The organism is Romboutsia weinsteinii, assembly GCF_002250835.2.
Classification (GTDB): domain Bacteria; phylum Bacillota; class Clostridia; order Peptostreptococcales; family Peptostreptococcaceae; genus Romboutsia_A; species Romboutsia_A weinsteinii.
Genome location: NZ_NOJY02000045.1, coordinates 1 through 20,461 on the forward strand (window position 1 = coordinate 1; position 20,461 = coordinate 20,461).

Below are 20,461 nucleotides of genomic sequence, written 5' to 3' on the forward strand. Positions count from 1 at the left end.
GGGCATAAGTCATTCTTCTTTCAAAATCACATAGTTTTTCATTTATATAAATACAGTGCTATCACTATATGGCAGTAACAGGAGCAACTCATTGCTACATAGCAGCACTTATTGGGAATGAAGAGCTTGTAATCCATAAATTATAGAAAGATGAAGAACTTATAAATCAAATAATGGATCTGGAGAAAATGTTCTGGGACAAGTGTGTAATTGGGGGAGACCTTCCAACACCTGATGGAAGTGATGATTATTCTAAAACACTTCAAGGACTTTATAAAGATAGTATAGAGGAAGAGCTTATATTATTTGAAAAAGAAGATTTATTAAATAGATATGATGATGTTTGTGCTTTGATAAAAGATCTAGATAGTGAGAAAAAATCAATAGAACAATATCTACAAATGCAGATGAAAGAATATGAGATAGCTTATCTTGGGGAGAGAAGGATAACTTGGAAAAAGCAAGTAAGAAGTGTTGTAGATGCAAAAAGATTAAAAAAAGAACACCCAGAGTTAGTAGAAAATTATATGAAAAATACTACTTCAAGAGTGTTTAGAATGAATTAAATATAGGGGGATAAAATAAATGACTAACTTAAAAAATACACTAAAAAATAAAGAAGCTAAAGGTAATAACTTAGCTATAAATCCAAGCTATGCTATGAAGCAACTTATGATAAAAATGAAAGGTGAAATAACATCAGCACTTCCAAAAGAGCTATGTAGTGAAAGATTTCAAAGAGTAGCATTAACTGCATTTAATTCAAATCCAAAACTTCAAAATTGTGCCCCAATGACATTTATTGCAGCTATGATGCAAAGTGACCAACTTGGTCTTGAGCCAAACACTCCACTGGGACAAGCTTATTTAATACCATATAAAGTTAAAGGAATAGATAAAGTACAGTTTCAAATAGGATATAAAGGACTTTTAGAACTTGCACATAGAAGCGGTAGACTAAAGACTTTGTATGCACATGAAGTAAGAGAAAATGATGAGTTTGATATAGATTATGGGTTAGAGCAAAGATTAATTCATAAACCACTTTTAAAAGGGAATAGAGGAGAGGTAATAGGATATTATGCAGTTTATCATCTAGAGCATAACGGATATAGTTTTGTATTTATGACATATGATGAGGTTTTAGAGCATGGAAAGAAATATTCTAAAAGCTTTGAAGGTGGAATTTGGGAAAAAGAGTTTGACTCTATGGCTAAAAAAACTGTAATTAAAAAGCTTCTTAAATATGCTCCACTTAGTATTGAAATACAAAAGGCTATTAACTTTGATGAAAGTGTAAAGGGTTCTATTGATAGTGATATGTTGTTAGTGGATAAGGCAGATGAAAGTATAGATGTTGAAGGAAATGTGCTAAATCAAAGGGGGATAAAGTATGGCTGTATATAGGCATATTCATATAGATTATTGGCAAGATGGCTTTATTCTTGATTTAACACCAGAAGAAAAGTATTTTTATATATATTTAATGACTAACTCAAAGACTAGTCAATGTGGTATTTATGAGCTTCCTAAAAGGATTATAGAAACAGGATACAACAGAGAAAGTGTAGACAAGCTTATAAATAGATTTGAAGAATATAAAAAGGTAGTTTACTGTGATGATACTAAGGAGATATTTCTTAAAAATTGGATAAAGCATAATAAGGCTGCTAGTCCAAAAGTTAAAAAGTGCATTGAAAAAGAGTTATTAAATGTTAAAAGTGATATTCTTGTAGAGTTGTTTTTAAAAGAGTGCAAGAAGCATGGATACAGTATAGATACTGATAGTAAAAAGTTAAATAAGACTATGGATAGTGTATCTATACCCATAGCTTGTGATGAAAGTAAAGAAGAGTACCACTATGGGGAAAAAGAAAAACAAAAAGAAAAAGAAGAAGAAAAAGAAAAATATAAAGAAAAACTACTTAGTGAAAATTTAGATAGTGAAAATAATTTAGAGAATAAGTATGTAAGTAATATAAGTAAGTTTAAAACTTTGTATGAACAAAATGTAGGACTTATAAACCCTATTGTTGGTCAGTGGTTATTTGAAGTATGTGAAAGTATTGATTATGAACTTTTTAAAAGAGCAATAGAGATTGCAACTGATAAAGGTAAATGTAATAAAGGTTATATTAATGGGATTTTAAAACAGTGGAGTGATAATAATATAAATTCTATAAATGAATTAAAAGCTTATGAGAGAACTATTAAAAATAGGGGAGATAACTATGGAAGATATAAGAGTGAGTATACAAAATCTAAATATGCCACAGAACTTGAAAAAGAGGATGAACACATTTATAGAAAGCCAACAGATGAAGAAATCAGAGCATTTGAAAGAGGACTTGATGGATTTAAAAGTTGATAGTGAGTATAGATGTAATAAGTGTAGGGATATGACTTTTATAGTTGATGAGGGGGTTGCATTTCCATGTGAGTGTAGAGCTTTACGTGAAGCTGAGGAGATACTTAAAAGAAGTGGGATAAGTAGTGAGTTTAGGAATAAGAGGTTTGATAATTTTAATTATTATTATGATGTTCAGGTGATGGAAGTTTATAAGGTTGCTAGAGATTATGTTAGGGATTTTGAAAGTATAGAGAAAAGTCGTAATAATTCTATTATGTTTATGGGGCAAGTTGGGTCTGGTAAGACCCACTTGTCTTTGGCTATAGCTAATTGTCTTATGGATAGGGGAGTCGGGGTTTTGTACATGGGGTATAGGGACAGTGTTATTAGGATTAAGCAAAATATTATGGATCAAGTTTATTATCATAGAGAGATGAATAGGTTTAAGAATTGCAGGGTGCTTTTGATTGATGATTTGTTTAAGGGGAGTATTAGCGGTAGTGATGTTAATATTATGTTTGAGATTGTTAATCATAGATATTTTAATAATCTACCTATGATTGTTAGCAGTGAGAGGTGTCTTAGTGAGATTTTGGAGATTGATGAGGGTGTTGGGAGTAGATTAGTTGAAATGTGTAATGATTATAGGGTTGAAATTAGGGGTAAAAGGTTGAATTATAGGATTTGTGTTAGATAAATATATACCATGGGTAAATAATCATGCACATATACTAAAATCTAGATGGGTTAGTTATGGAAAAAAATATATTATGTATTATCTAAATATATTTAATTATAATGGTTATGTAAATGGCATAACTAGACTTAAACTAACTCAAAAGAAAATGTTAGAAATACCGATACCACCTTTAGCTAAGCAAGAAAGGATTGTTAATAGAATTGAGAGTCTTTTCGAGAAGGTTGATATGGCGGCTGGTCTTGTTAATAAGGCTAGGGGCGGATTTAAGAAGAGAAGATCTGCTATTTTAGAGAGGGCCTTTAGTGGTGAGTTGACTAAGAAGTGGGATGAGAATTACTAAGAAACTTAATATAAGAATAAAAACTCTAACCTTTATCTAACGGTTAGAGTTTTTTATATGTAGTAAAATACAGCAATATATACTTATATGTAAAAAAATGGTACTATAATAAGAGAAATTTACACTAGGGGAGTTTAAGTACAATGAACTATAAAAATTTAATAGATAGTACCCATTACACAGAAGTAGAACTAAAAAAATTATTAGAACTAGCATATAAGAAATTAAAGTCAGACACATATTATGATAATTCTAATCTATTTCTAAGAAGTGAAATAGCTAACAATGAACAACAAATAGACTCTATAATAGAGGAATTATGTTATATTATTTTAAATAAAGATACTGAAGATAAAATAGAGGTAGAATTTTATTGTTTACCAAAAAAACTAAGTAGTACTCAGGCACATGATAGTAATGTAGTTTGTAATGATTTAAGTACATCTAATTATACAATAGATAAAATAACATATTTTATAAAACTAGACTTAAAGTATCATATACTAGGAACGCTGTGGGTTTTACTAGCAGGAGAGATACTATTAAAGGAAAATAGCAGTTATATATATGGAAGAAGGTTACATAAAAATTTTAAAAACAATGATACAAGACTATTTAAACCTTATCATGAAGAATATTCAAAATGGAGAGATAAAGCTATCAAACACTCAGAGCATTTGCTAAATAATAACGACAGATGTCTAATGATTTCATTAGACATAAAAGATTATTATTATTCAGTAGATATTGATTTTGAAAAACTAAGAGAAAATCTTCAAATTAGTAGTAATGATACATTTGGATGGGAGATACTTGGTATAAGTAAAAAATCTTTATTAATAAAGTTAACAAAACAAATAGAGGATATTACAAAAACTTATACAGATAAAATACTAGATTTAGATGAAAATTATAAGAAAAAAATACTTCCTATTGGATATATGCCTTCAAATATTTTATCTAACTGGTACCTGAAAGAATTTGATAAAAGTATATGTGAAGAAGTTAGACCTATATATTATGGAAGATATATTGATGATATGTTGATAGTTATTCCATATACTCACAATAAAAAAGGAGTAAATCAAATAGATATAATTAATAAATATTTTTGTAAATCAAATATATTTACTCCGATACTAGCTATAAAAAACAATGATTCAACAGAATATATATTTTTTAATGAAAATGATATTTATAGCATTACAAGTGATTATAAATTGAATAATATAGATACTGAAAAAAAACTAAGAACTTGTGTTAAAAATATACTAAGATTAATCGAGCCTAAAGATATAGAGTTTAAAGATAGTATATCAAAAATAGTAAAAGGCAAAGATTTTAAATTAGATGATTCAAAGATATATAACAAAGCTTGTACAATAGACATAAAAACCTTAAGCAAGGAAAAACTTATAGCACTAATTAAACTTATAGCAATAGAATCAAATATAAAGAGTGATAATATAGAGAGGCTATATGCATTAAAAGATAAATTAATTAATAATAAAAATGTTATACTTGCTATACAAAATACTAAAATAAAGTTATATGATTTTAAACCAGACGGATCAAGGGCTATAATAGAAAAATTTAAGAATGAAATAAAAAAGAACGCAAGTATATTTAGATTTTTACCTGAAAAAGATTTAGTAGTTAATAGTTTTGATGAAGAAGTATTAGAGATTAGATACTCAGAAGGAATCAATAAGATAAGGAGTATTGAAGACTTTAAGATAAATAAATATAATCTATCTAAGTTTTTAGCACAGGTTATATATAGTGAAAAATTAGATAGTGATTTGTATTCAAAAGATTTAGATGAGAAAATATTAAGTTTATTTAGTGGTATGAATATAATAGAGTTTTATATATTATGGGAAAAAGCTATGATTTGCTATATAATGAATGACAATAAAGAATATTTAAACAAATTCATAAAAAATATAGATGATGAAATTACAAATATACGACATAAAGAATTTAACCTAAAATTTAACATGTACAAGCATAAAAATGAAAATATTATACATGATATATTATTTGAAAGCTTAAAAGTACATCTACATTACACTATTAGTATGGTATGGGGATTAAATGATGATATTTTTATAGATAAGGATTATCCACAAGTAAAATATAGTAGTAATAAGGATATAGAAGACTTTAAAAATAATTTAAGATATTCCAATATGCTGAGGCATTCGTATATATTAGAACCACTTATAAATTATACAAATATAGTAACTCATAAATGTATGCAAAAAATACTAGGTTTAGATGGATTAAATCTAATTAAAAATCAGTTTGAAAAAGATAGTATTAACTTTGGATTTAAATGCACTAAAATAAACTCAAATTATACTTATAAGGTAATAGAATTAGATGACTGTAAATTAAGTGTTTGCGATAAGGATAAAGATATTTGTGAAGAAAAAAAGTGTATATATAAAATAAGTGCTAACTCTAAGAAATATACACCAAGGTATGTACATTTACATGAAATTATATTATATCAAATAAATAGAAATATATCAGAGGGTAAGATTATTAGTGGAACTAACTATATAAGAGAAGCTATTAAACTATATAAAGAAATCAATAACATAAATGATGAGATGGATTTAAATTTATTTGCTAATTCATTTAATGATAATAAAGAAAGCGATGAAAAAAACAAAGAAAGTAATAAAGAAATATTTAGTGACTATGTAAATAATGGTAAGATAAAAAGACATTCTGTGAAAAGTAATTTATTTGATCAAAATGAAATAAATATAAATCTTTTAAAAATGAATTCAGATAAAGATATGAGTAAATTGAAGATAGCTATAGCTCATATAGATGTATTAGATATAAATTATAAAAGTAGTATTATGAAAACTCCTATACTAGATGGAAATAGACTACAAAAGCTATACCATATATTAAATCAATCAGTTAAACAAGGGGCTAATATGATCTTATTTCCTGAATTGAGTATTCCTTATTCATGGTTATCAGTAATAGCAAATTTTGCTAGAAAACATCAATTAGCTATAATATGTGGACTAGAGCATATAGTGTATGAAAATAATATTGCATGCAATTATTTAGCAACTATATTACCAGGAAAATATAATGATTATACATATTCAGTAGTAAAGCTTAGATTAAAAAATCATTATGCACCATCTGAAATAGAAATGTTAAGAGGATACAATATAAATATGCCTATTATGAAATACAAATATAATAAGATAAATAAAATTAATCCAGCAGAATTTGTAAAAGAGTATGATTTATTTAGATGGAATGGAATAGATTTTTCTTGTTATAACTGCTTTGAGCTATCAAGTTTAAATGATAGAGGTTTATTTATGTCATATGTAGATTTATTAATAGGTAGTGTACATAATAAAGATGTTAATCATTATTCTAATATAATAGAGTCATTATCTAGAGATGTACATTGTTATTTTGCACAAGTTAATAACTCTAAATTAGGTGATAATAGAATTGTAGCACCTAAGAAAACTGTACAAAAGAATATACTTCAAATTACAGGTGGTCAAAATGATACATTATTAATTGGAGAAATTGATATTCTTAAATTAAGAGAGTTTCAATTACAAGATTATAACTTACAACTTAATGATAAGAGCTACAAACCAACACCACCAGAATTTAATAAGAATATATTAAAATTGAGGATGAATAGACCTTTATAAAGTAGGCATTTTGGGGAGAATAGTATGGAAGAAAAATATTACGACAAAATAAAGAATTTTATATATGGAAATAAAAAGATAATAAGTATTTTATCACCTACATTTTCAATATATTTTTATTCTAAAAAAAGAGATGATAAAGAGTATAACCATGAATTAGCAGACAATACAAAAAGGTTCTTTGCTTCACTTTCAATATTTATAATTTTGTTAATATCTATATTTAATTTTAAACAACTTTATATAGTGAATGAAAACAATTCGATGTCTAAAATACTTTATATAGGATTGTGCATTATAGGACCTTATATTATTTTACAAAGTATTATATTAAAAGAATATGGTATAGCTATTGGTAGTAATAGTAACAGTAAGTATGAAAAAATTAGAGCAAGGATATCAAAATTTGTATTTAGTAAAAATATACCAAGAATATTTAATGTTCTTATGCTAATATATATTCTTATTATATTTGGTAGTAATACATACAGAGATATTCATTTTATTATTAAATCAATGATACTTATTGCAACAATATTCATTTTTGGAATATCAAGACCTGTACAGTTCTTTTTAGTATTTATAAGAGATATGTTGAAGAAAACTTATAGAAAATATGAAAGAGATATAGATGGTAAGATAAGATTAATTATATTAGCGATGGTTAGTTTAGTAAGTTTAATATTAGATTATACAATATTATTTTATGCATTACATACAATTGGAAATGAGTTATTAAATATAGATATGTTTAGCTGTGATATAGAAAATATAGTTGATATGTTATACTATACTGCTGGTTTTGGAGACATAAATCCGGAGAGTTTTATAACAAAAATATTAGTTATGATGAAAGATATAGCTATGTTTATGTTATTAACAGGTAACTTGGCTATATACTTATCTATAGAAAGTAAAAGTGAAGTAAGTAATACTTAAAAAATATAATACATCAAAACCCCTATGTATGTGAAACAGACGTAGGGGTTTTATCTTATAAAAATGTATGCTTAAATGTACTTTTAATTACTTAAATAATTATTTATACTATAAATAAAACATCGAAGGAGGAGAAAAACATAAAATTCATATAGAAAAATATTTAGAGAAGAAAAGAGAGTAACAGAGATATACACAAGAAAAACTTGGAGGTTAACTCATTGTCAAAGTGATTTTTATATTCAGTATATAGATCCAGAAGCTCATACGGTAAGAAGTTATTATCCTAATTTCTTAATGAAAACAGATGATGATATATGGGATATAATAGAGATAAAAGGATATAATAAAATAGATGATAAGGCAGTTAATGCTAAGAAATTATATGCTACAGAATTAGCTACAGCAAGCAATATGAAGTATGAAATAATTAAAAGTAGTAATATAGATAATGGAACATATAGACAGGAATATTTACTATTTTAGTAAGGGTTATGAATAAAAAATGTTTATTTAAAAGTAACCAGGATTCTATGTACCCAGATCAAGTTAAGTACAGTGTGGTAGAAAGTCCTACTGAAAAAGCTTTTATAAGGATATATGATGAAATAAAAAATGAAATTTCAGATAGTAATATAAGCTTACCAAATGAGGCATAGTTTTATGAGGCATATGACTATTTATGAATGTTATGATAAACTTAAAATTACAAAAGATGAATCAACTGTATCTATAGAGATATTACCTAAGATTAATATAAATAAAAATAACTACGAAGGTAGTAGAAAAGCACTACTTAGTATATAAAATAAATTTAGAAGAAATATTAGTATAGATAGTTGATAAATCAACTATCTATTTTTATTACTCATATACTAATTGATTTACAGCAGGAATATCAGCAGCTACCCCATTTTATTTCATACTTATTATATTTTTAGATAGTTCATTAATACTATCAGATAGAACCTGAAGTTTTCCTTCTATCCTAACTAGTAAATACATACTAAGAGCAATAGGGAAACCTACAGAAGCTATCAGTGTTTGAATTTCTGAACTCATTTTGGACACATCCTTTCTATATATTTAGATATTACAAAAGCTATGCCTAAAGGGGAGTCCTTGGCATAGCTTTTAAATTTATTACCCTATAACTAAGTCATAAGGTGTAGTATCTGTAACTACAACTTTAGCTTCAATAGCTTCTACAAGTTCAGAGCCATTTGGAGTAAAGATATTTTTAGACACTATTAAGTCCATTACAGTTTTTATTTCTGATTCAGTTATATCATCTCTAGGATCTTCCACTGATAATGATACTTTCTTATCATTATTACATTTAAAAGACATAAGTAATTTTCTAGTAGTTTCCATAGTTTAATTCTCCTTTCTTTAAAATTTATACAATAGTCTATGCACCAAGAATTGTATTATCTTGCTTAATTATATTCATTACCGTATGTTCTTGAAGTGACATTATAGCTTCACCTACGTCATAAGTATCTTGAGCGGGGGCGTTATGCTTTAAGTAAGAGTAAGACTTACTTCTAGTTTTAGTTTTGCCATCTATCATACCTAAATCTAATCTTATTTTCAAGCTTGAAAGTTCTTTAATTTCAACAACTGCCATATAGTTAGACCTCCTTTTTTATTATTTTAGTAACGAGCCAAATTTTTAGGTCGTTAGTATTACAAGTTTTAGAAGTTGTTCACTTCTTGATATAAGTATAAGAAGTTATAGTTTTATGGTATATTAAAGTTTTTTAGAAAAAGTTTCATATGTCAAAATTTAAATTATATAAGTATCTTTAAATCCTTTAGCAATAGCTTCATTTTTAATTCTTACAGCGTTAGATTTATCTTTGTAGGCTCCAACACAGACTCTATAGAATACACCGTCATTAGTTATTGATTTATTAACAAAAGCTAACAGGGTAGAAGATATACCATCAGCTATGTTTTTAATGTATTTGCTAGAAGTTATAGAAGATTCAACTGTAGTATTAGATATGAAGTCGATTTCTACTATAAGAGCTGGCATGTTAGTTTTTCTTATGAGTGAGAATTCTTTGGATATTTTAACTCCGCGGTTAGGGGTATTTAGTGATAGAGAAAGATTAGAGCATATATTTTTTGATAGAGTGTACAGTTTGCTTTTTTCATCGTATACCCATACTTCACATCCTTTAGCAGATTTATTTGTTGATGAATTCATATGTAAGCTTATGAAGTAGTCGCATTTTTCTTTATTAGCTTTTGAGCTTCTGTAATCTAAGGAATAGTAGGTGTCATTTTCACGAGTTGTTATTACTTTTTCGAAGGCTTCCTCTAGGTTATTTTTTACTAGTGTTCCTATTTTTAGTACTGTATCACTTTCTTTGGTAGAGTTTGATCCGACTGCCCCAGGATATTTTCCACCATGCCCGAAGTCTAGGTACCATTTCATATTTGTTACCTCCTAATTATTTTTTATTAAATGTTATCAACTTTATAGAAATAAGTATTTTAAAAGATTTTAGTAAATAATTAATAATGATAATATGTAATTATATAAAATTATTTTTAGGGGGATATAGATATGGATAACAAATCAAATTATTGGACATTTTTTACTAATCTCGTGTATTGGTATATCGATGATTTTTTAAATAGTGAGCAAGTTAATGATGAAGTGTATTACAGTATTAGGCAATCTGATAGAGAAAGTATAAAGGCAGGAGATAAGGGTTTATTAAGAGTTGGAATTGATAAAAGGACTAAAAAAATACTATATGGGAAGATGAAATTAAAGCCTGGAATCTATGCTATTGTAGAGATAATATCCAACCCTGAATATATAAAAGATGAAGACTTGGAATTTTATAATGATAGTAATGATGCTAACAATGAAAAGTGGAGAGTAAAAATAAAGGTAGTTAAGAATTTAATAAGTTCACCTATAATATTTAAAGAAACAGAGAGTGAGTTGTTAAATAAAGATAAGTACCTGGTAAAAGGATTCCAAGCTTCAACTATGCCATTACTTAAAGATACTTTCTATGAAGTTATAAATTTAATTAATTCAGAGAAAAATGTATTTGGATATGAAGACATTATGTTAGATGAGACATATGAATTTGGAGGATGTAAAAGTGGACTTGATACATTAAATAAAATTTATGAAAATGTAGATATAAAGAAAAAGAAGAAGCTTATTGAGGTAGTAGAAAGAGGAAGTATAGCAAATACGTTTAAAAAGTATGTAGGCCACAAGTGTCAAATATGTGATGCTTTGGGCAATGATCCATATACATTTAAAAAGAAGAATGGCGAACACTATTCAGAAGTACATCATATTATTCCGGTCAATAATATTGAAGAGACTAAGCTTTCAGTAGATAATTTGATTTGCTTATGCCCAAATCATCATAGGCAATTGCATTATGGAGATGTAGAGGTTATTGATAATAATGATTTATATATAGAATATAAAATAGATGGTAAAGCAGTAAAAATACAAAAGGTTAATTTTAGTATAGAGTAGTGAGAGGATTGATTTTATATATATAAATAAACTTAAAGATACTACGCTATAAAAGAAGATAGTAATGCTAGAATATATATAAGTATGATTATAAGAGTAGATTTAACTAATGGGGGGGTGGATCTTAATGTTGGAGTACTTAAGTAAAGATGATATACCAGATACTTTAAAGGATATAGTTGATGCTATTGGTATAGATTCTTTTAAAGAGTTAATAAAATTAGTTGGAGGTAGTAATTTATATATACCTAATGAAAGTAGCATTACTAAGCCTGTTAGAAATAAAATTATTAGGGACACCTTCAAGGGTGATTATAAAGAAGTAGCTAGAAGATTTAATATAAGTGAAGTTCAAGTAAGAAATATTATAAAGATTAAAGATCATTAGAGTTTGTACATTAGTAGAGTATTGACGCTTCGCATGGTTTTATAGCATTTGCTAATAAAGGGTGTTTGTTAACCTTCGGTTATCAGCCCCAGTATGGTCAAAGCTTCCACTTCGTAAAAAATAAGACAAACATAGTGATGCTACATTTTAACTCATATGATAGATGATTTCTTGATTATGATATGAGCTAAAATGTAGCTTTATTTATGTGTTTACTATTTACTACGTTTCTGATTTTACCATACTTTCCCACCGCGCTCTCTGCTCCCCCACCACCATTCCCTTTGCTTTTAGTGTGTAAGATATAGTGTAGTTTGTAGTGTAATAGGATTTGATATTCTCTTAAGTTATTGTGGGATATTTCAATTATAGAGTTATTATAATGTTGTTATATTGTATGTAGTTGATATACTGGTTTATTAGACTTATGGAGTTTGGCTATCGCCACCGCGCTTTACGTTTCAATCTTTTGAGCAAAGATCACTCAAAAGGATTTCCACTGCAATCGCTAACTCAGGACCTTTTATATATGGATAGTTAAGTATGATATGTTAGTATGTTATATCTAGTTAGTTTATTTGTGTGTTGAAAAGATTAGCCTACGGCTGTGCCCCTCTGACTAATCCCAAAAGCACGAACACACTTGCTCCTAACATACTTCACATACATCATATTGCATATCATGTATGATTCGTATCTTATCCGCTCGTAAGTGTTCGTAGCTTCTTTGGTATAGCCATTCACTGCCCCGTCGCCCACTGCCCTGTGTGTTTAGTTAGTGTATATCTTCCATTGTTATTTTATAGACCTCCACATTTTTATAATGAAGTGCGTTAAGTAAAGTTAGCTTATTTATTTAAACTTGATTGATTAATAGTAGTTAATGGGTGTCGGAGATAGATGTTATTAAGTGGTATTCCACCTGAGATAAAATCATTGCTCCGCTATCTCAGGTTGGGTATTTTGCTTTTAAAAAGTGTAAGCATACCAATATATGGATATATAAAGCGATTAATTTTATTGATAGCTATTAAAAAAGTTTTCTTTAAAAGAAAATAACTGTTGGAAAAATATGTAAAGTATCGTACTATGAAACTAATAGGTATTTTCTATTAAAGAAAAGGAGTGAGACTTATGGAATTAAATTCAAAGCTCAAACAAATTAGAGAAGGAAAGAGTATAACATTAAGCAAATTGGCTGAGAAACTCGAGTGGCCAATTTCAAAGCTATCAAAAATAGAGGGCGGAAGCCAAGATATAACATTCAAAGAGCTAGAAGAATTATGTGTACACTTAGGAGAAAGTGTTCATGATATAGTTGGAGAAAAAAGAATTACTAATGTAGGTGACGATTTAAATATGAGAGAGTTATCTAAGAAATTTAGTGAATTTATAGTGAATTATGGTTCTGTAAATAGAGATAACTTTGGAGGCAATGATGTAATTAAGATTATAACTAAAGTTATACCAGAGTTAATAACTAAAGATTTAGATATAGACTTGCAGAAATTCTTAGTTAAAGGTTCAGGAGGAAATGGGCAACCTGCAGAAGTACCGTGGTTATCAATATTTATAAGAGATATAACAACGACAGCTACTAAAGGATTATACTTAGTATTTTTAGTTAAAGCTGATTTAAGTGGGATGTATTTGAGCTTAAATCAAGGATTTACTTATTTCAAAGATAAATATGGAACCAAAGAAGGAAAAGTTAAAATAAGAAAAGCGGCTAAGGAAGTTAGAAATTTACTAAATACAATACCAAGTGATAGTTTATTCAATATAGATCTTGAATGTGTAAATAGTTTAGGTAAAGGATATGAAGCTGGAAATATAGCAGCTAAATATTATAGTATAGATAGCATATTAAATGATGACATGATTTATGATATAAGGGATTACATAACTTTATATGAAGAGTTAAGAGGGATAATTGGAGATAGAACAGTAGAGCAATTTTATGATTATCTGCTTTTAAAAGAAGACGGTTATGAATTAAGCGAAGAAGAGGAAGTAGAAGCTATAAATAAGATCTTAACTTTAAAAGAGGATGAGGAAGAATATTGTGTCGGTTTTAAAGGTGAAAAGAAAGAGAAGAAAGATAGTATTATAGATAATAAAGGTAGAAAAGTATATCCTAGAGATCCAAAGATAGCAACTAATGCTCTTAAGTTAGCAGGTTATAAATGCGAAGTAGATGAAAATCATTGCTCATTTACTAGAAAATCTAATGGAAAGAATTATACCGAGTCTCATCATCTTATTCCTGTAAACTGTCAAGATGATTTTGATTTTAGTTTAGATGTTGAAGAAAATGTGTGCAGTATATGTAGTACCTGTCATAATTGTATTCACTATGGAGAAGACGAAGAAAGAATGGTATTGTTAGAAAAGTTATACAAAGAGAGAAAAGATCATTTAGATAAAGTAGGACTAAGTGTAAGCTTTGCAGAGTTGAAAAAATACTACAAAATAAAATAAGTCGGAATAAAATTTAATAAATTTATCTGAAAGTATAAGATATATACTCACTTATATTTTGATAGTATCTAACTTTATAATGATATTAATAGTAGTAGAAGGAAGGTATTCATGTTATGAATCGATTTAAGCAGATAGAAGAAAGTATAGTAAGCTTTAGAGACGAAAGGGATTGGAAAAAATTTCATAATCCTAAAGATTTAGCTATATCATTAAGTATAGAAGCAGGAGAACTTTTAGAATGTTTTCAATGGAAAACAAATGATGAAATCGATGAAATTTTAAAAAGTGATAAAAGAGTTGAAATTGAAGATGAGGTTGCTGATGTAGCTAACTATTTAATACTGTTATGTAATGAATTAAATATAGATATATTTGAAGCGATTGAAAGAAAAATTAAAAAGAATAGTCTTAAGTATCCAGTAAGTATGTGTAAAGGCAGTTCTAAAAAATATAATGAATATGAAGAAAAGTAATTTTTAAATATAGAAATTAAAATTATATAGGGAGATAAAAATGAAAAATAAAACAAGACACTTATTTTTAGTTTTTAATGCAACATATGAAAACACTAATATAGATACTATTAATGAACACATATATATAGATAAAAATATGGGAGAGGTAATATGGGGGCAGTTTACCACGCATCCAAATCAAAATCAATTTGAGCAGCTAAAGATAAAAGTATTAGATAGCCAAGTAGAGAATAATATACCCACATTTGTATTCTTCTATAGTGGAAAATCAGGGCAAGAAAAAGAGCTATACTGCGCAGACTATATAGCTCAGTATGGAAGAAGAAAGATAGGATCTGATATTATGGATTTAGTACCAACATATTATCATGACAGAGTAAATGCAGATCCAGTACAAGGTAAATATACATGCAAGTCTTATGTAAGAGTTAGAAATATTAGAAAAATTAGTATATCACATCTAGATAATATGTATCAGTTTGAATCACCATATTATTCAGTTGAAAAGATAATAGAAGAGTACCCAAGACCTAAGCCAGTGCTGTATATAAATTTAGATGAAGGTCTATATAATAGATGTTGTGAAACATTTGATAGTTATAGTGAAGATTATGATGAATTAGAGAATATAGAAATAAAGGATAAAATAGATAACTATGAAGTAGTTATAAGTAAAGATGAGATAGAAACTATTTTTGTAGAAGAACCAATAAAGAGAAGTGAAAAAAAGCAGAGTAGTATTAAAAGGGAGTTTAAAACTAGAAAAACTGGCTATATAAAAAAGGCACAAAATGATAAGAAAATTGGTGATGAAGGTGAATTGTTTGTTATTAAGGTGGAAAAAGCTAGGCTAGAAAAGTTAGGAGTTAAAGACATTGATAAAAAAATTAAGCATATATCATTAGAAAGAGGAGATGGAGATGGATATGATATAGAATCTGTAGATATTGATACTAGTGGGCAAGAAGTACCTATATATATAGAAGTTAAAACTACTACAAATAAGTCTATAAATTACCCGTTTTTTATTACTAAGAAAGAAGTAGAGGTCTCTATAGTAAAAGAAGCTAATGGAGAAATATATAAGCTTTATAGAGTATATGATTTTGATTTAAGTAAAGGAAAAGGGAAAATTTATATTAGTCAAGGTAGTTTATTAGATAGCTTTAACTGTATACCAGAAGTTTATAAAGCTAGTAAATAGGTATGTGTTTAATTGAAAATAGGGGAGATAAGAATATGAAGATATTAACAGCATCATTTAAAGATCCTAATCCATATAGTTACAATAATGATTTATACAGTAGATAAAATATACATTAAGATAAAGGTGGATTAATGAGAAGAAAAACGAGAGAAGAATATAGAAGAGAAGTTAGAGAAAAAACAAATGGTGAATATAAGCTAATTGGAGATTATATAAATAATACAACAAAGACATTTTTCAAGCATAATACTGAATCGTGCAAACATGAATTTCATGAAACTCCTAAAAGGTTTAATAAATATAAATATCCATGCCCTGAATGTAGAAAAGAACTTAAACGTAAAAATAATATCAAAAAACATAAAGTATTTGTTAAAGAAGTAGAAGATTTATATGGAAACGAATATAGTGTCAAAAGTCAGTACAATGGTTCGAAAGAAAATATTATAATTCAACACAATAGTGAAATTTGTGATTATAATAATTTTAAGATAACTCCAAATAATTTTTTGAGAGGACATGGGTGTTCTGAATGTAACTTACGTAACACATCAAAAGTGGAATTGAGTATTTTTTTTGCAATCAATACAATTATTCCGGAGACTTGTAAGAAAAAAATAAAAGGAAGAGAATGTGATATAGTAATACCTTTTGATAAGTTGATTGGTATTCAATATGATGGACATTATTTTCATCAGAATCCAGAAAAAGATAATTCTTTTAATAAGATATTTTTAAAAGAAAAGAAAACTGATATATTAATAAGGGTTAGAGAAGTTGGATGTCCTGATATAGATGAAATAGAGAACCTATTTATAATTAATACGGAACCTAAATATAATAAAGAAATAATTCAAAGTATAGTTGATAATATACTTAGTATAATAAATGAACGATATGATACCGAGTACAAGTCTATAGTAACAGATGAAATCATAGATAGAGCTATAAAAGCATCTACAAGAGTATATCACTATAAAAAACTATACGATGAATACAAAGAGTTTATAAAGAATAATAAAAGACCTCCAATAAAGGATGAACAAAATAGTTTAAGATCTAGAATAAATGAAGCCTTAAGAAATAATAAATTAGATAAGAAAAATAGTAAAGAAATCTATAATATTAGAACGTATTATTGTGATATTAAGGAATTTAGAACTGAAGATGAAATATTTGAAGATTTAAAAGAATTTTTCAAAAAAAATACATTTTTACCAAGACAAGCTTCAATTGATGAAGAAAAAAAATTATATAATGAGCTTAAAAGATGCACAGAAAATAAGTTATTCTCTCCTAAACAGAATGAAGAATTAAGTATAATGAAAAAACAAAGCATAAATTATATAAAATCTGAAGAGGAGATTAGAATTGAATTAGAAAAATTTATAAAAAATAATAATAGAATGCCTCAAAGATCAGATTCAAATAAAGAAGAAAATTTATTAATATCTAGTATAAGTCATAGAATAAGCAGAAATAGTTTATCAGATGATCTTCTTAATTATATTATCCGTGTAAGAGAATATTATTCTATAGAGCAATCTAGAAAGCGTGAATATTTAGAGTATATAAAGAAATATAATAAACTACCAAAAGGTGATAGTACATTAAATAAAAGTGTACTTAGATTTATGAGTAATGGTAAATATAGTAAAGAAAATATTATAGAAATCATAAACTACAGATATAATTTCCAGAGTTTAAAGAAAACAATAATAGAATGTGAAAAATATTTAGGTTTAAAAAAGGGAGATATTCTATATAAAATATTCTTAGAATTTATAAAAACAGTAGAAGATAGAGAATTAAAATTAAAGGATAATGATTTAGACATAGTAAATGATTTAGTTAAAGAAGTTATCAAGGAAGATTGGTTTGATGAAGAACAAAAAAAATATATAAAATTGTATCATGAAATACAACAGATTAATAGTAACTGTGTAAATAAAACAATAGAGAAATTTATAGAATTTATTAATACAAATAACAGAATGCCTTCTAGAGGTAAAAATAATGTAGAAGCGCAATTTAGACGGAAAATTGATAGTATTATAAAAAAATACAGAAGTAACCCTTATATAGATATTAGCGTAGCAGTAGAGATATATGACTCACATATAAAACAAAATACTGCTGAAAATACATTTAATGAAGCAATGAATTTTTATGAAAAATATAGTAGGTTACCTAAACATAGAAAAGGCAAAACTACTGAACTTGAATATGAAAGAAAATTAGCCTATAGAATTACTAGTATTCTTGATAATAACGGCTTTACTAATGATCAGAAAGAAATATTAAACTCGTTATTATTTAAAAATAAAGAGAGACCTAAAGTTGTATTAAATACATTAATAGATTTTTACAATAAGTATAGTAGAGCTCCAAAGTGTACCAATGGTAAAGAAGAAAAGAGAATAATATCTAATATAAGATATCATATTAAATCGAATCATTATTCAGATAAGGAGATAGATTCCATAAAAAAGATATTACCATATGCTATGAAGGATGATAATTAAATAAAAGAATAGTTTGTAAATTATTTATAGAAACTAAAGTACATTTTCAACCGTAAATAAGTTATTTTAGTATTTATAGAATTAACAACTAGATATGGAAATAAGGTAATGGGGTAACTTAAGTTATTTTTAGCTGAAATAGGATATACATTGACTCTAAATGAACGTAAGCTAATAAATGAATACTATGAACGAATGCGAATCGTTGATGAAGAAATAAGTATTTTACTTGCACAATTTGTAGATATGATTAATAAGGAATACATTTTTATTCATAGTGAACTAGAACTCTCTTTTAATAGTGATTTAAGTTCTCCTGAACAAGCAAAACATAGTGAAAAATTAGCAGAAGCTTGTAAAGTATCGAATGATAAAATTATAAGGACTAGAGATGAATTAGATGATTTTTTCTTGAATTAAATATATCTATATTTAAAAATAATATACAGATTAGATTAATAAATAGTATAATTTTAATATTAAAAATTGAGAATATTAGATTAGTGCTATTTATTGAAGCAACTTAATTATAAATAAAATAATTTTTTATAGGTAGGTTAATTATGGACAAAGACAAGATAAGCAAATTTTATTGTACTAATTATAAAAATTTATTAACTAAATTAACGAATAGTAAGCATATTTGCAAATATAGTGATATTTTATATATAAATGATGATAATAATAGTATTTCAAAAAGAGAATACAAATATATAACATCCTTACAAGGCAAAAAAATGTTATATTATTTTAAACATAATATTGATGATATAATATATATAGGTGAATCTCATACTATTAATGATAAATGGAGTTCCATTGATAGAATGAAACAACATTTTCAACAAAGTCAAGATAGTGGTTTATTGGCAAGGGTTATGAGTAAAGATAATAAGAGTGAGTATGATGCAATTGTATATTTAAATGACGTAGATATTTATTATATTGATTTGACAGATAAAAGTGAGTACTTTATAAAGACTTTGGAATCATTTTGTATAGATTGTTATAAGCCTAAGTATAATAAATAGACTAGATTAATTTCTAGTCTAGTTTTGATTTATATTGTTAAATTGCTTGTGACTTACATACATTAATAATGATATATAGATGAATATATCATTATGCAAATAAGTCGTATTTATCTAAGTTTATATAAATCTGACTGTATGTACTAATGCTAATAATACCACCATTAAACCAATATCTGAATAGGCTACTAGATACCCCTATTTTCTTAGCAGCTTCTTCTCTAGTATAGTTATTTTTGGTTATCCATAATTTAAGTCTGTCCAGAAATATATCGAAATTATATACAAGTTTTGTGTAACCGTCCATGCAAAGGTACTCTATATCAAATTTAGAAGATAATAGATTAAGTACCTCCTTAGTAGGATAATATCTATTACATTCATATCCACTTATAACAGAATTTGTAATATTACATAACTTGGCAACTTCAGAAACTGATAATCCTAACTCAATTTTAGACTTTTTAAGTCTGTCTCCAAAGGTATATTCCTTAAATTCATGAACTAAGTTTATATTTACTGAATGAATGTCCTTTAGCTCTTGAGTTATAGTTGCATCTACCTTAGTTAAATCTACAATATCATTATCTACTAAAGTTGCACTTTTATAGATAGAGAATCACTTATATCGTGTGTAACTAGTATAGTTGATTTATTTTCGTTTTTTATAATTCTATAAACATCATCACTAACCAAAAGTCTTGTCTGATAATCAAGTGCTGAGAAAGGTTCGTCTAAAAGTAAGATATCAGGATTAACTGACAAAGTACGTATAAGAGCAACTCTTT

23 protein-coding genes and 2 pseudogenes are annotated in these 20,461 nt (G+C 26.8%); 18 read left to right on the forward strand and 7 right to left on the reverse strand.

What is annotated here, in order from left to right; genetic code table 11:
- Window positions 1-173 precede the first annotated feature (173 nt).
- The 10 genes from CHL78_RS16135 to CHL78_RS20845 all read left to right on the forward strand — a co-directional run bounded on the left by CHL78_RS16135 (window position 174) and on the right by CHL78_RS20845 (window position 8,846).
- Window positions 174-566 carry a hypothetical protein gene (locus tag CHL78_RS16135; protein WP_158540715.1) on the forward strand — a complete coding sequence of 131 codons (393 nt, stop codon included), beginning with the start codon at window positions 174-176 and terminating at the stop codon, window positions 564-566.
- A gap of 19 nt (window positions 567-585) precedes the next feature.
- On the forward strand, window positions 586-1,407 hold the full coding sequence (locus CHL78_RS16140; protein WP_094369469.1) for a recombinase RecT: 822 nt from the start codon (window positions 586-588) through the stop codon (window positions 1,405-1,407).
- Window positions 1,394-2,368, forward strand: a complete 975-nt coding sequence (locus tag CHL78_RS16145) for a DnaD domain protein (protein ID WP_094369470.1) — start codon at window positions 1,394-1,396, stop codon at window positions 2,366-2,368. The genes CHL78_RS16140 and CHL78_RS16145 overlap by 14 nt, the downstream gene beginning before the upstream one ends.
- A complete protein-coding gene (locus CHL78_RS16150; RefSeq protein WP_094369471.1) occupies window positions 2,352-3,047 on the forward strand; it encodes an ATP-binding protein in 696 nt (231 codons plus the stop codon). Before CHL78_RS16145 ends, CHL78_RS16150 begins: the two co-directional genes overlap by 17 nt.
- Window positions 3,037-3,390 (forward strand): restriction endonuclease subunit S, encoded by a 354-nt coding sequence (locus CHL78_RS16155; protein ID WP_158540716.1) that lies wholly within the window; start codon window positions 3,037-3,039, stop codon window positions 3,388-3,390. Before CHL78_RS16150 ends, CHL78_RS16155 begins: the two co-directional genes overlap by 11 nt.
- A gap of 143 nt (window positions 3,391-3,533) precedes the next feature.
- Window positions 3,534-7,100 carry a reverse transcriptase family protein gene (locus tag CHL78_RS16160; RefSeq protein ID WP_094369473.1) on the forward strand — a complete coding sequence of 1,189 codons (3,567 nt, stop codon included), beginning with the start codon at window positions 3,534-3,536 and terminating at the stop codon, window positions 7,098-7,100.
- Between the two features lie 24 nt (window positions 7,101-7,124).
- On the forward strand, window positions 7,125-8,039 hold the full coding sequence (locus tag CHL78_RS16165) for a hypothetical protein (protein ID WP_094369474.1): 915 nt from the start codon (window positions 7,125-7,127) through the stop codon (window positions 8,037-8,039).
- Between the two features lie 297 nt (window positions 8,040-8,336).
- Window positions 8,337-8,525, forward strand: coding sequence for a hypothetical protein (locus CHL78_RS16170; protein WP_094369475.1), 189 nt, complete (start codon window positions 8,337-8,339; stop codon window positions 8,523-8,525).
- An 8-nt stretch (window positions 8,526-8,533) separates the two neighbouring features.
- Window positions 8,534-8,698, forward strand: a complete 165-nt coding sequence (locus CHL78_RS20840) for a hypothetical protein (RefSeq protein WP_158540717.1) — start codon at window positions 8,534-8,536, stop codon at window positions 8,696-8,698.
- 4 nt (window positions 8,699-8,702) lie between these two features.
- Window positions 8,703-8,846: a hypothetical protein gene (locus CHL78_RS20845; RefSeq protein WP_158540718.1), complete on the forward strand. Its 144-nt coding sequence runs from the start codon at window positions 8,703-8,705 to the stop codon at window positions 8,844-8,846.
- A 108-nt stretch (window positions 8,847-8,954) separates the two neighbouring features.
- On the opposite strand, the gene CHL78_RS16175 is transcribed toward CHL78_RS20845, so the two are convergent.
- The 4 genes from CHL78_RS16175 to CHL78_RS16190 all read right to left on the reverse strand — a co-directional run bounded on the left by CHL78_RS16175 (window position 8,955) and on the right by CHL78_RS16190 (window position 10,485).
- Window positions 8,955-9,101 (reverse strand): YvrJ family protein, encoded by a 147-nt coding sequence (locus CHL78_RS16175; RefSeq protein WP_094369476.1) that lies wholly within the window; start codon window positions 9,099-9,101, stop codon window positions 8,955-8,957.
- Between the two features lie 81 nt (window positions 9,102-9,182).
- The gene (locus tag CHL78_RS16180; protein WP_094369477.1) at window positions 9,183-9,413 is read right to left on the reverse strand and encodes a DUF2922 domain-containing protein; all 231 of its coding nucleotides are present in this window, start codon (window positions 9,411-9,413) and stop codon (window positions 9,183-9,185) included.
- A 37-nt stretch (window positions 9,414-9,450) separates the two neighbouring features.
- Window positions 9,451-9,669 (reverse strand): DUF1659 domain-containing protein, encoded by a 219-nt coding sequence (locus tag CHL78_RS16185; protein ID WP_094369478.1) that lies wholly within the window; start codon window positions 9,667-9,669, stop codon window positions 9,451-9,453.
- 159 nt (window positions 9,670-9,828) lie between these two features.
- Window positions 9,829-10,485 carry an N-acetylmuramoyl-L-alanine amidase gene (locus CHL78_RS16190; protein WP_094369479.1) on the reverse strand — a complete coding sequence of 219 codons (657 nt, stop codon included), beginning with the start codon at window positions 10,483-10,485 and terminating at the stop codon, window positions 9,829-9,831.
- Window positions 10,486-10,617: 132 nt separating this feature from the next.
- On the opposite strand from CHL78_RS16190, the gene CHL78_RS16195 reads away from it, so the two are divergent.
- From CHL78_RS16195 to CHL78_RS16230, 8 genes are all read left to right on the forward strand, one after another.
- Window positions 10,618-11,562 carry an EVE domain-containing protein gene (locus CHL78_RS16195; protein ID WP_094369480.1) on the forward strand — a complete coding sequence of 315 codons (945 nt, stop codon included), beginning with the start codon at window positions 10,618-10,620 and terminating at the stop codon, window positions 11,560-11,562.
- A 127-nt stretch (window positions 11,563-11,689) separates the two neighbouring features.
- Window positions 11,690-11,950: a Mor transcription activator family protein gene (locus tag CHL78_RS16200; RefSeq protein WP_158540719.1), complete on the forward strand. Its 261-nt coding sequence runs from the start codon at window positions 11,690-11,692 to the stop codon at window positions 11,948-11,950.
- Between the two features lie 1,134 nt (window positions 11,951-13,084).
- Entirely contained in the window at window positions 13,085-14,431 is a 1,347-nt protein-coding gene (locus CHL78_RS16205; protein ID WP_094369482.1) for an MrcB family domain-containing protein, read from the forward strand.
- Window positions 14,432-14,547: 116 nt separating this feature from the next.
- A complete protein-coding gene (locus CHL78_RS16210; protein WP_094369483.1) occupies window positions 14,548-14,907 on the forward strand; it encodes a nucleotide pyrophosphohydrolase in 360 nt (119 codons plus the stop codon).
- 40 nt (window positions 14,908-14,947) lie between these two features.
- Window positions 14,948-16,114, forward strand: a complete 1,167-nt coding sequence (locus CHL78_RS16215; RefSeq protein ID WP_094369484.1) for a DUF3883 domain-containing protein — start codon at window positions 14,948-14,950, stop codon at window positions 16,112-16,114.
- 134 nt (window positions 16,115-16,248) lie between these two features.
- Window positions 16,249-18,642 carry a hypothetical protein gene (locus CHL78_RS16220; protein WP_094369485.1) on the forward strand — a complete coding sequence of 798 codons (2,394 nt, stop codon included), beginning with the start codon at window positions 16,249-16,251 and terminating at the stop codon, window positions 18,640-18,642.
- 195 nt (window positions 18,643-18,837) lie between these two features.
- Window positions 18,838-19,062, forward strand: coding sequence for a hypothetical protein (locus CHL78_RS16225; protein WP_147295837.1), 225 nt, complete (start codon window positions 18,838-18,840; stop codon window positions 19,060-19,062).
- Between the two features lie 143 nt (window positions 19,063-19,205).
- A complete protein-coding gene (locus tag CHL78_RS16230) occupies window positions 19,206-19,673 on the forward strand; it encodes a hypothetical protein (RefSeq protein WP_094369487.1) in 468 nt (155 codons plus the stop codon).
- A 91-nt stretch (window positions 19,674-19,764) separates the two neighbouring features.
- On the opposite strand, the gene CHL78_RS21215 is transcribed toward CHL78_RS16230, so the two are convergent.
- From CHL78_RS21215 to CHL78_RS16240, 3 genes and pseudogenes are all read right to left on the reverse strand, one after another.
- Window positions 19,765-19,980, reverse strand: coding sequence for a helix-turn-helix domain-containing protein (locus CHL78_RS21215; protein WP_243446467.1), 216 nt, complete (start codon window positions 19,978-19,980; stop codon window positions 19,765-19,767).
- Between the two features lie 21 nt (window positions 19,981-20,001).
- Window positions 20,002-20,286, reverse strand: a pseudogene (locus tag CHL78_RS21600) (helix-turn-helix domain-containing protein); the annotation flags it as partial.
- Window positions 20,265-20,461 (reverse strand): annotated as a pseudogene (locus CHL78_RS16240) (ABC transporter ATP-binding protein); the annotation flags it as partial. The pseudogenes CHL78_RS21600 and CHL78_RS16240, both read right to left, overlap by 22 nt.

Bases quoted from the DNA above. Each gene is read 5' to 3' on its own strand.
- CHL78_RS16185 (WP_094369478.1), bottom strand. From the start codon at position 9,669: ATGGCAGTTGTTGAAATTAAAGAACTTTCAAGCTTGAAAATAAGATTA.
- CHL78_RS16145 (WP_094369470.1), top strand. From the start codon at position 1,394: ATGGCTGTATATAGGCATATTCATATAGATTATTGGCAAGATGGCTTT.
- CHL78_RS20845 (WP_158540718.1), top strand. From the start codon at position 8,703: ATGAGGCATATGACTATTTATGAATGTTATGATAAACTTAAAATTACA.
- CHL78_RS16165 (WP_094369474.1), top strand. From the start codon at position 7,125: ATGGAAGAAAAATATTACGACAAAATAAAGAATTTTATATATGGAAAT.
- CHL78_RS16170 (WP_094369475.1), top strand. From the start codon at position 8,337: ATGAAAACAGATGATGATATATGGGATATAATAGAGATAAAAGGATAT.
- CHL78_RS16150 (WP_094369471.1), top strand. From the start codon at position 2,352: ATGGATTTAAAAGTTGATAGTGAGTATAGATGTAATAAGTGTAGGGAT.
- CHL78_RS16135 (WP_158540715.1), top strand. From the start codon at position 174: ATGGATCTGGAGAAAATGTTCTGGGACAAGTGTGTAATTGGGGGAGAC.
- CHL78_RS16200 (WP_158540719.1), top strand. From the start codon at position 11,690: ATGTTGGAGTACTTAAGTAAAGATGATATACCAGATACTTTAAAGGAT.
- CHL78_RS16175 (WP_094369476.1), bottom strand. From the start codon at position 9,101: ATGAGTTCAGAAATTCAAACACTGATAGCTTCTGTAGGTTTCCCTATT.
- CHL78_RS16160 (WP_094369473.1), top strand. From the start codon at position 3,534: ATGAACTATAAAAATTTAATAGATAGTACCCATTACACAGAAGTAGAA.
- CHL78_RS16140 (WP_094369469.1), top strand. From the start codon at position 586: ATGACTAACTTAAAAAATACACTAAAAAATAAAGAAGCTAAAGGTAAT.
- CHL78_RS16220 (WP_094369485.1), top strand. From the start codon at position 16,249: ATGAGAAGAAAAACGAGAGAAGAATATAGAAGAGAAGTTAGAGAAAAA.
- CHL78_RS16180 (WP_094369477.1), bottom strand. From the start codon at position 9,413: ATGGAAACTACTAGAAAATTACTTATGTCTTTTAAATGTAATAATGAT.
- CHL78_RS16210 (WP_094369483.1), top strand. From the start codon at position 14,548: ATGAATCGATTTAAGCAGATAGAAGAAAGTATAGTAAGCTTTAGAGAC.
- CHL78_RS16230 (WP_094369487.1), top strand. From the start codon at position 19,206: ATGGACAAAGACAAGATAAGCAAATTTTATTGTACTAATTATAAAAAT.
- CHL78_RS16205 (WP_094369482.1), top strand. From the start codon at position 13,085: ATGGAATTAAATTCAAAGCTCAAACAAATTAGAGAAGGAAAGAGTATA.
- CHL78_RS16215 (WP_094369484.1), top strand. From the start codon at position 14,948: ATGAAAAATAAAACAAGACACTTATTTTTAGTTTTTAATGCAACATAT.
- CHL78_RS16190 (WP_094369479.1), bottom strand. From the start codon at position 10,485: ATGAAATGGTACCTAGACTTCGGGCATGGTGGAAAATATCCTGGGGCA.
- CHL78_RS16225 (WP_147295837.1), top strand. From the start codon at position 18,838: ATGCGAATCGTTGATGAAGAAATAAGTATTTTACTTGCACAATTTGTA.
- CHL78_RS20840 (WP_158540717.1), top strand. From the start codon at position 8,534: ATGAATAAAAAATGTTTATTTAAAAGTAACCAGGATTCTATGTACCCA.
- CHL78_RS16195 (WP_094369480.1), top strand. From the start codon at position 10,618: ATGGATAACAAATCAAATTATTGGACATTTTTTACTAATCTCGTGTAT.
- CHL78_RS21215 (WP_243446467.1), bottom strand. From the start codon at position 19,980: ATGGACGGTTACACAAAACTTGTATATAATTTCGATATATTTCTGGAC.